The organism is Parasutterella muris (assembly GCF_943193095.1).
In the GTDB taxonomy this organism is placed as follows: Bacteria; Pseudomonadota; Gammaproteobacteria; order Burkholderiales; family Burkholderiaceae_F; genus Parasutterella; species Parasutterella muris.
In genome coordinates, this window is record NZ_CALPCV010000046.1 from 1 (window position 1) to 9,611 (window position 9,611).

At 47.3% G+C, this 9,611-nt stretch carries 11 protein-coding genes; 4 read left to right on the plus strand and 7 right to left on the minus strand.

Features of this window, described 5'->3' with window-relative positions:
• Positions 1–362 precede the first annotated feature (362 nt).
• The 3 genes from NFR90_RS11180 (at position 363) to NFR90_RS11190 (ending at position 3,799) form a co-directional block, all read left to right on the plus strand.
• Entirely contained in the window at positions 363–572 is a 210-nt protein-coding gene (locus NFR90_RS11180) for a tautomerase family protein (protein ID WP_160334771.1), read from the plus strand.
• A 200-nt stretch (positions 573–772) separates the two neighbouring features.
• Positions 773–2,530 carry a 1-deoxy-D-xylulose-5-phosphate synthase gene (locus tag NFR90_RS11185; protein WP_160334772.1) on the plus strand — a complete coding sequence of 586 codons (1,758 nt, stop codon included), beginning with the start codon at positions 773–775 and terminating at the stop codon, positions 2,528–2,530.
• Between the two features lie 102 nt (positions 2,531–2,632).
• Positions 2,633–3,799 (plus strand): iron-containing alcohol dehydrogenase, encoded by a 1,167-nt coding sequence (locus NFR90_RS11190; RefSeq protein WP_160334773.1) that lies wholly within the window; start codon positions 2,633–2,635, stop codon positions 3,797–3,799.
• 161 nt (positions 3,800–3,960) lie between these two features.
• Here NFR90_RS11190 and NFR90_RS11630 read toward each other — a convergent pair whose 3' ends face one another.
• The 7 genes from NFR90_RS11630 to NFR90_RS11220 all read right to left on the minus strand — a co-directional run bounded on the left by NFR90_RS11630 (position 3,961) and on the right by NFR90_RS11220 (position 9,027).
• On the minus strand, positions 3,961–4,083 hold the full coding sequence (locus NFR90_RS11630) for a hypothetical protein (RefSeq protein ID WP_277612820.1): 123 nt from the start codon (positions 4,081–4,083) through the stop codon (positions 3,961–3,963).
• A 206-nt stretch (positions 4,084–4,289) separates the two neighbouring features.
• Positions 4,290–4,784 (minus strand): GNAT family N-acetyltransferase, encoded by a 495-nt coding sequence (locus NFR90_RS11195; protein WP_160334774.1) that lies wholly within the window; start codon positions 4,782–4,784, stop codon positions 4,290–4,292.
• A 15-nt stretch (positions 4,785–4,799) separates the two neighbouring features.
• Positions 4,800–5,174, minus strand: coding sequence for a surface-adhesin E family protein (locus NFR90_RS11200; RefSeq protein ID WP_251453091.1), 375 nt, complete (start codon positions 5,172–5,174; stop codon positions 4,800–4,802).
• A 29-nt stretch (positions 5,175–5,203) separates the two neighbouring features.
• Positions 5,204–5,383 carry a hypothetical protein gene (locus NFR90_RS11205; protein WP_251453092.1) on the minus strand — a complete coding sequence of 60 codons (180 nt, stop codon included), beginning with the start codon at positions 5,381–5,383 and terminating at the stop codon, positions 5,204–5,206.
• Positions 5,384–5,528: 145 nt separating this feature from the next.
• Positions 5,529–6,671, minus strand: coding sequence for a beta-aspartyl-peptidase (iadA, locus tag NFR90_RS11210; protein ID WP_160334776.1), 1,143 nt, complete (start codon positions 6,669–6,671; stop codon positions 5,529–5,531).
• Between the two features lie 12 nt (positions 6,672–6,683).
• Positions 6,684–8,060, minus strand: coding sequence for a C4-dicarboxylate transporter DcuC (dcuC, locus tag NFR90_RS11215; protein WP_160334777.1), 1,377 nt, complete (start codon positions 8,058–8,060; stop codon positions 6,684–6,686).
• Between the two features lie 289 nt (positions 8,061–8,349).
• Complete coding sequence (locus NFR90_RS11220; protein ID WP_251453093.1) at positions 8,350–9,027, minus strand: alpha/beta hydrolase; 678 nt, start codon at positions 9,025–9,027, stop codon at positions 8,350–8,352.
• A 124-nt stretch (positions 9,028–9,151) separates the two neighbouring features.
• On the opposite strand from NFR90_RS11220, the gene NFR90_RS11225 reads away from it, so the two are divergent.
• Positions 9,152–9,427 (plus strand): hypothetical protein, encoded by a 276-nt coding sequence (locus NFR90_RS11225; protein ID WP_160334779.1) that lies wholly within the window; start codon positions 9,152–9,154, stop codon positions 9,425–9,427.
• The last annotated feature ends 184 nt before the right edge of the window (positions 9,428–9,611 follow it).

Below are 9,611 nucleotides of genomic sequence, written 5' to 3' on the forward strand. Positions count from 1 at the left end.
TTTCATTAGTGTAGATATCTGTTCTTCAACTTTCATTGTTGACTCCCTAAGTAGTCAACTTTTTTCAGGACAAGACACGGTTAGAAGCCAATTTTTTACTGCCGCTTTTCAATGAAAACACCCTGAGGCTTTTATCAATTTAAATTAACAGGCAGACTAAAGGAATCACCTGCTTTTAAGGATCCGCCTTTGCGGTTGAAACTTGCCTATACGCAAAGAAAGACGGACACACGACGCATCATCCGGAACGTCAGTGAAAACGACTTCCAAATACTGCCAATCGATAGTAAGTGAACTGATTCAAACGAAAACTGAGTTGTCTCTGCATTATCCTGTAACCTCCAACGAACAAAGGAGAAAAAATGCCTTATGTCAATATAAAAGTCACCGGCGACGAAGAAGCTCCGACAAAAGAGCAGAAACAAAAACTTATCGAAGGCGTTACCAAACTCATTGGCGACGTTCTCGGCAAAAATACTTCAAATCTGGTTGTCGTCATTGAAGAAATTCCAATGGACAATTACGGGATTGGAGGTCTTACTGTTCGAGAACGGAGAAAGAGTAAGAAATAACGAGGCAATATTTTTTTCGCTCGCATTAGGCAGACCCGAAGCAGCTCTGCCCTAGGGTTTCTTCGTCCTTTAAATTAAATAACCCCTTATTCCTTTGTAACAATACATAGCAGTTTGTTCTTTTTGGACGACCGAGAACTGCCTATCAGTCTTCTGCCAATTATCTTTCTTCACATTGATTTTTTGTAGGGAGAAAGAAATTGAAACTTATTGATATCAAGTCTCCGAAAGATATTAAAAACCTCAGCATCGACGAGTTAAAGGATTTAGCCTCTCAAATGCGCAGTGCCATTGTCAATTACACATCCACAATCGGCGGCCATGTCGGGCCAAACCTCGGCGATGTGGAAGCGCTCATTGCACTTCACTATGTATTTGACGCTCCGAAAGACAAACTCGTCATTGATGTTTCGCATCAAGACTTTGTCCATAAGATGCTGACCGGTAGAGCCAAGTATTATTTGGAGAAGGATAAGTTCCGCGACATCGGAGAATTTACCGATCCAAAAGAAAGTCCGGAGTATGACCTCTTTTACGCCGGCCACACTTCTCCCTCAATCAGCCTAAGTTTCGGTTTAGCTAAAGCAAGAGCACTCAAAAAACAAAGCTGCAATATCGTCGCCTTTATCGGTGACGGTTCACTCAGCGGCGGTGTCGCGTTTGAAGGCCTGGACGCTGCAGGGAAACTGAACAGCAACTTTATTGTCATCGTCAACGACAATCAGATGGCCATCGCCGAGAATCACGGAAGTCTCTATGACAACCTTCAGGAGCTGAGAGAAACGAACGGTCAGAGCTCGAACAACTTCTTTAAGACTCTTGGCTACGACTACGTTTACGTCCGTGACGGCAATAACTTAGAAGCTCTCATTAAGGCTTATAAGAAAGTCAAGGACTCTCATAAACCGGTCGTCGTTCACATTAACACTCAGAAAGGTCTCGGCTATAAGCCCGCGGAAGCGCTCCGCGAAGAATTCCACTTCTCCGCTCCGTACGACGTCGCAGACGGAGAGCCGCTTGTACAGTCCAACAGCCCGGACTACATCACCGTCACCCGCGATTACCTCCTTCAGAAGGTAAAAGAAGATCCGACACTTCTCATTATTTCTTCGGCAACCCCTGAAGTATTCGGATTCATGGAAAAAGAACGCAAGGAATGCGGTGAACAATACATCGACGTTGCGATCGCGGAGCAGACCGGTGTATCCACAATGGCCGGCGCGGCCCGCGCAGGCGCAAAGGTGATCTACCCGGTCGCCGCCACATTCCTTCAAAGAGCTTATGACCAACTGGAACAGGACTGGGCAATGAATGATTCTCCTGCCGTCATGCCTGTATTGCACACCGGCATCAGAGGACTCACCGATTTAACCCACTTGGGCTTTTGGGACATCCCGATGATTGCCTCTATTCCGAACATTGTTTATCTTGCACCGACAAACGCGGAAGAGTACAAGGCAATGATGGACTGGGCATTAAGCAAAAATCAGCATAAAGTTGCGATTCGAGTACCGACTTATAGCTTTGAACTCGCAGACGGATCTGTAGATACCGACTACAGCGATCTGAACAAATTTAAGGTCGTCCGCAGCGGCAAAGATGTCGCGATCATCGCTGCCGGTGACTTCTTTGTTAAAGGCAGACAGATAGCGGATGAACTGGCCAAGAAAGGTATTCAAGCCACACTCATCAACCCGCGCTTTGTCTCCGGCGTTGATGAAGAACTCATTCTTTCTCTGGAAAAAGACCACAAACTTATCGTCACACTCGAGGACGGAAGCATTGAGGGCGGCTTTGGCGGTCGAGTCGCACAAACAGCGGCTCCTACCTCTATGAGATGCCTGACATACGGATTAAAGAAAGAATTTGTCGATCGCTACAATCCGGACGAACTGGAAGAAAAATATGGCTTGACCGTTCCTCAGATCGTCTCTGACATTGAAAATATTCTGAAGTAATCGGAATAGTTAAACTTTGTGTACGGCGCATTTCTCAGGGGGTGCGCCGTTTTTGTCTTCATGATTTAATATGCATCTTCCATCAACCTAATGTAAAACATCATGATTTCCTTCTGCATACCGACAAAATTTCTCTTTGGAGCCGGTGCTCTGAAACAGCTTCACAAACAACAACTGCCGGGTAAAAAAACGCTTATCGTCATTACGCAGGGGAAATCGGCAAGAAAGCACGGATATCTGGCCGAACTCGAAAAGCAGCTTGATCTTGCCGGAGTCGAACACATGGTTTATGACGGTATTCGTCCGAACCCGACTAAGGACAGCATCATGGAAGCGGCTGCCGCTGCCCGCAGAGAGAACTGTGATTTCATTACAGCGCTTGGCGGGGGCTCTCCTATGGATAGTGCGAAAGTCATTGCGGTGATGGCTACCAACCCCGGTGACCTTTGGGATTACTGCGTCAAAGGAACCGGAAAAGGTCTTCCTATCCAGAATCAGCCTCTTCCGATTGTATGCGTCACCACCACTGCCGGCACAGGTTCTGAGGCAGACGGAGGCGCGGTTATCAGCAACACTGAAACCTGCGAGAAGTATGGCATCGGTGATCCGCGCATGTTCCCGACGCTTTCTGTTGTTGACCCTGAACTAATGCTTTCTGTACCACCGGCGCAAACAGCGTATCAGGGACTTGATACATTCTTCCATTTAGCCGAAGGCTATATTTCCAGAACATCCAATCTCTTCAACCAGATGTTTGCTCTGACCGGAATTGAGAACGTCTCCAAATATTTAGCGATTTCGATTAAGGACGGTACAAACCTCGAGGCTCGCGAGCATATGGCTTTTGCCAACACACTCGGCGGATTTGTTATGGCGACGGGTCGTCTCACCAGCGAGCATGCTATGGAGCATGTGCTGAGCGCGCACTATCCTTCTCTGCCTCACGGTGCGGGACTCATCTTATTATGCCGCGCCTACTTCGGCCACTTCATCAGCTGCGGCGCTGTCCCGGAAAAATTCATCAAAATGGCTCAGGCTATGGGGATAAAAGACGCGAATAAGCCTGAAGACTTTCTGACAGCCTTGGAGGATCTTCTTAAGGACTGCGGCGTCGCTGATCTGAAGATGAGTGATTTCGGAATCAAAGCTAATGAAATGGAACAATTCGGAATCGAAGCGAAAACGGTCACTCCGGAAATGTTCGCCAATGACCCGGCAGAAATGACAAAGGAAGACTGTATTGAAATCTACAGAAAGTCTTACCGCTGATTCCGCGGATTTAGACAGAAACAATTTAGGGCCGCTTCTATAACAATTAGAGCAACTCTTAAAACCGCAAAACTTCCCGCACCTGATACGACGTTAGCGCGGGAAGTTTTGTTTTTGTCTGCGCTTTCTTCCATTGAGAAAGCGTCTTCAAGTTTTACATGCTAGTTGGCTTCAGCAGCGTTTTTGCCGGCAATGCGGCCGGAAAGCAAGTCGATCGCATTTTCATCCGGATAGCGCAGTTTATTCTGAACCAGCCAATATGTAGATCCCGGCCGCGCGAACACCGCCTTTGAAAGAACATCTCGAGCTGCGCCATCGTTAACGAAACGATCGCCTTTTTATCTTCTGCTGTCAGCGTTCTGTCCAAGACACCGATCGCTAAGTCTTGCGCCAATACCAACCCGGAAGGAAGGAAAAGGGAAAGTACGAAAAAACAACAGACAAAATAATGTGCTTTTTCATACTTTCCATAGTGTTTCGTCAGCCCGATTTATTTGGCAAAGCTCTTTAGGCTCTCGCCTGTCATACGGCAGATACGCCAATCCGGCATAACAACCGCGCCGATTTTTTGGTAGAAATTAATCGCCGGCTGGTTCCAATCCAAGACACTCCATTCAAAGCGGCCGCATCCTTTCTCTACCGCAGTCTTCGCTAAAAACTGCATGATTCGCTTCCCGTAGCCTTTGCCTCGGAACTGCGGCACAACAAATAAATCCTCGAGATAAAGACCGCGTCTGCTTAAAAAGGTGGAGTAGTTAAAGAAATACAGCGCAAATCCCACCGGAATCTCATCACCTAACTCATCCAATTCCCAAGCGATGACAGAGTAACAATCCGGCTTTTCGGAAAAAAGCGACTTTTCAAGAAGCTCAACGGTAGCCACACACTGATCTTCTAATTTTTCATATTTGGCCAATCCGCGAATTAAGTCCAAAATAATCGGACAGTCCTCTTTTCTGGCCGGTTTAATTAAAAACTGAGACATCCTTACACTTCCTGTTTAGTTTTGCGGAGCTGGCGACGATTGTGTCGGCGCGTCTGCCTTCTTACAGAATCCTTTATACAGCACAGACATTGTGCTTTTATCGACGATCGGTCTCATCTTGCGATCAAATTGCTGCTGTTTAACTTTAGCGCCCTTCCCGTCTGCTTCAGCGTAGGCCGCAATCGCTAAAGGCGCATACTGATTCTGTGCGCAGTCAATGACATATTGAATTTTGGAAGATTTTGAATCAGGAATGAATCCGCGATTCTGCATCGTCCAAAAATAGACCTCGTCGCCTTTTCTGCGTATGCCGGTCTTGATCACGTAAAACTCGTCAGCAATTTTGATTAAGTTCTGTCGGCCAATAACTGGTGGAATAAAAATAGGCATTGGGGCAGCAGAGCCCGACTGAGTATTGTTTAGATTACGAACCGCAGGCGATGAAGACCGGTAGGTCGGTCTCGGATAGGTTCTCTGAGGAACGGCTGCAGGTCGTGACGGTCAATGGTTGTGCGTCCTCCAAGCCTTGCCGCTTCGCAGTCTGCAGCAACAGTAAATAAGAAGAGCACAGAACAAAGCATTGGAATGGTTCTTTTCATATATTCTCCTTGTTTCTTGAAATTATGCGCTTTCGGATTCCCTGCTTTGCGATTTTTCGCGAACTCAAGGAAAACCATAAGGGAAAAGCACCTCTTCAATTGAATGAAGAGGTGCTTTTAGTCTTATACAAATCAGCGAGAGGGATTAGTACTCAAAAGTTCCTTTTTTGAGGATTTCACCATTGCGCATCATGGCAGCACCCTTAGCGAATACATCCTTGAGCTCCCAGTTCTGATCAAAGAGGCAGAAGTCTGCGCTTGCGCCGCACTTAACTTCACCTTTGCCTCTAAGTTCGAGCCCCTGCGCCACATTGCGAGTCAGCAGCGGAAGAACTTTCTGAACTTCATGTCCTCTTGAAATCAGTTTCTTGAGGTCACGCAGGTTACAGGCCACTCCGCCGATACCAAGACCTACCATTTCGCCTTTCTCGTTAAATCTTGGAACAGAACCGTGTCCATCGGAACTCATGGTGATAAGCGACTGATCAACACCGGCGTCCCAAGCCGCTTCAACTGCATCTGCCGGGCTTTCAAAGGCACATGAACCACCCGTTGTAATATCGATGCGGCCGCCGCGTTTACCAAATTCCAGCGCTTTACCAAAGACATACTTGTCTCGAGCGCAGTGCGTCGGACGGATATGACGGATCGGGAATCCGCGGTTCACAATGTCCTCAAACATTTCAAATGCGCCAGGAACATTGCCAAGATGGATATGAAGTACTCCGATTTTTCCTGCGATCATTCCGCCAACGCGGATCTGGGTGAGAAGATCCAGGACCTGCTGTGTTGTCGGGAAAGAGGAACGGTGATCACCGAGCGCGATTTTCACGCCTAAAACTTCGTGAACCATCAGAAGATCGTTTTTCACGCTTCCTGTAAGCGTTGTCGGCGGATAGGCATAGTTACTTGTGTACATCCAAGCAGAAACCCCTTCGTCAGTAAGGGCCTGGACTTTTGCCAAAAGATTGGGAATGGAACGGGAAACGCTGTCCGTTCCGGAAACTCCGACAAGACTGGTTGTACCGCATTCAACGAGTTCAGACAGTACGATTTCCGGTGTGCGGCTCTTCGGACCGCCCTCTCCGCCTCCGCCGGTAACATGAATATGCTGATCAATGAAGCCCGGCGTCATGATCATGCCTTTGGCATCAACCATTTCGAGATCGGGGAGTACAACGGTGAGATCTTTGCCAATCGCGGCGACTTTGTCGTTGACAACGAGTACATCTTGGACGCCCATGTCGTCCGGATTGTAGAGATGAGCATTTTTAATAAGGTAAGCCATGTTTCATGTCTCCTAGAGGAAAATAAGGCTGCTTGCCACAGACACAACAACCGCGATGATCATCACGGGAATTGTTCTGCGGATCAAATCAATCGGTGTCAGGCCCGTAATGCCAGAAACCGCAATGATCACACCGGCGATCGGGCTCATAGTTCGTGCGATACCGGCAGAAAGCTGAACCGGCACAACGAGCGCCAGAGTCGGAATACCAACAGAGGAAGCCGCTTCAGGGAGCAGCGGAGAGAAAGCGAAGAATGCCGCATTTCCGGATCCGGTCACAATCGCAGCAACAATCATGATGACAAGCATCACAAGAAGCATGATGACTAAACCCGCGTTCTGCATAGAAGCAGCCGCCTGAATCATTGTTGAGATACCGCCGATTTTATTGAGGCCCAGCGCAAAGAGCTCCGCACAGACAATCAGGCTGACTGTGGAAGTAAATACTTTGCCCATGCCTTCGAAGATTGCCTGAGAATCTTTGCAGCACTGCTTGAAGTCGCGGCGCGTCAGGATATCAATAACCAGTGTGATGATTAAAGAGACGATGATGGCTGTGACAAGACTCAGCTTAATGCCTTTGTAGACCAGCGGAGAGAAGATGACGAGCAGGAAGAGAGGAAGCATCGGAAGAATCGCGTAGTAAGCGGGACCGGCACCTTCAAGAGCCTTATCAACATCCATTGTGCTTTCAGGGCCGTTCTCAGCATTGGCCTTGGCTCCTTCTCTCCGGTCAAACCAGCGCTGAACAAAGAAGTGACCGATCGCAACGGAGGCAATCGTGCACAGCGCAACCGGACCCTGACCCTGAATGAAATATGTAACTACGTCCATTCCGCACAGATCCGCAGCACGCATCGCATTGGAGCTCGACGGTCCGAGGTCCAAACAGCATGTCGTTGCGATAACCGCGGCGGCCGAGGTTCTGGATACGCCGAGCGCAACAAGGAGCGGATAGACGGAAGCCATTAAAAGGAGTCCGAGGCCGACAGCAGAGTTAACAAAGAGCGCGATGAACTGACCTACAACATAAGTGAGTGCCAGCAGAACATAAGGGGAGCGAATCGCCTGGAGCGGTTTAACGCAGAGTTTTACCAGAGATTTGCTCGCGCCGATGCGGTCCATGTACACCGCAAAACCGGCAATCGCCATAATGTTCAGGCCAAGACCGGGCAGGCGCCCTTTCATTAAATCGGTAAACGCCTGTGCGACGTCAAAAGCAAAGAAGTGTGTTGAATTCTTTGCCGCAACCGGAGCTACACCAGTGAAATACGCAATGAAAAGCAGAACTAAACCAATCAGCAAAAGAATGATCGGCGGATAATAATTTTTTATGACAAAGTAAGCCACTAAGCCAATGGCTGCCAAAGTCAAAATAACTCCTAACATGAGTAATCTCCTTGTAGTTTGAGGATTGAGGCACTTTTAATCCTACACCGATACCAAGTCTTAGGTATTGATATTTATCAAAAGGCACTCAAATCATAATCCATTAAATAATTGATAGAAAGAATAGTATTTTCAATACTATTAAGTTAAATCAATAACTAATTAACGGTATTTAATTCTTAATTAAATCAAAATTTATAGTATTTATACCTAGTTTCTGATAGAATAAAAGGCAAGTAAATACTCTTGAAGTTAAGCATCCGTCGATGGCTAGGTTCTTCGGCGGATTTTATTTCGAGTTCCGCCCCGCCTGCGCCAGAAGCCAAGCGGCCAGATCATTCAGTTCTCCGCTTTTCATTTCGTGCTTCATTTGATCGTAAATTCTGAAGTCGGTCTGAATGCAGTGTCGGCGAAGAAGCTGATTATCTATCTGCGCTTTTATTCCCGGGATCAGCGGATCAGCGTTTCCGACAGCAATAAATACCGGTATCTCCAAACCAGAAAATCTTTGTTCAGAAACATCGGCAATCAGAGAGGAAAGGGAAAAAACGCCTCCAATTCGATCAGATCCAGTTAAGACGGCGTCTGCAGCAATCAAGCCGCCTTGGGAAAATCCGCCAACAAATATATGACCGGGCTTCACGCCTCCAGTGATAAGACTATGGATAAGAGACTGCGTAAACTTTGAACTGCGAAGAATCCCTTCTCCGTCCTGATCCTTGGTTAAGTCTTGATTCCTAATATCGAACCATGCAGGCACCGAAGAGGCGGAGAGTGTGAGTTTGACTGTGGGCGCCGTTGGAAGAATGAAACGCCAGCTGTCGCCTAATTTCCGCAAGAGATATTCAGCAACCGGAAGAAACGATTTACCGGTGGAAGAGAGACCATGAAGGAAGATGACGATGAATTCAGCGTCCTTTCTGCCCAGCTCTGTGATTTCTCCGCAGTTAACTAATCCCTCCGCCATTATTCCTCCGCCTGAGTGTTTTATACGAGATAATTCCAATAGCCAGTCAGCAGCTTTACCAGCTCTTCGTCAGCTAAAATGCACAGTATCACATCATAAAAAACCAGATGGCTAGGAGCACATAATGTTTGTTGTTTTCACTGACGGAAAAATCCTCAATCTCAATCAAACCGTATTGATCGAACCGCAGCACGGAACAAGCGAAGTTCGTTTCCGCCTTTCGAACGGTCCGGATATTTCCATTCCTATGGATGAAGAGCAGTATCACGCCCTGGTCTTGTCTCTGCAGCATAACGATCCGATTCATCATGTTCTCCCGAACAAGAAAGAAGCTAAAAAATCTTCCTTGGATTTCCGAGATTTTCCCTCTGTTCTCGAAGGTGAAAACTCTCCGGTCTAGTTGATTGAACTTTCGGACAAATTGCGGCCGGAGCGCCGCAATTTTTTTTGCATAAAACGGGAAAAACCTGTCATATTGAGAACGTACAAGGCCTGGCGGTCAAATAAAAATCCTGAATTCCGTGCCCTCTAGGTGATAAATCTTGGAGGCACGGCTATCTTCAGAGCTTCCATCGTCGCTCTTA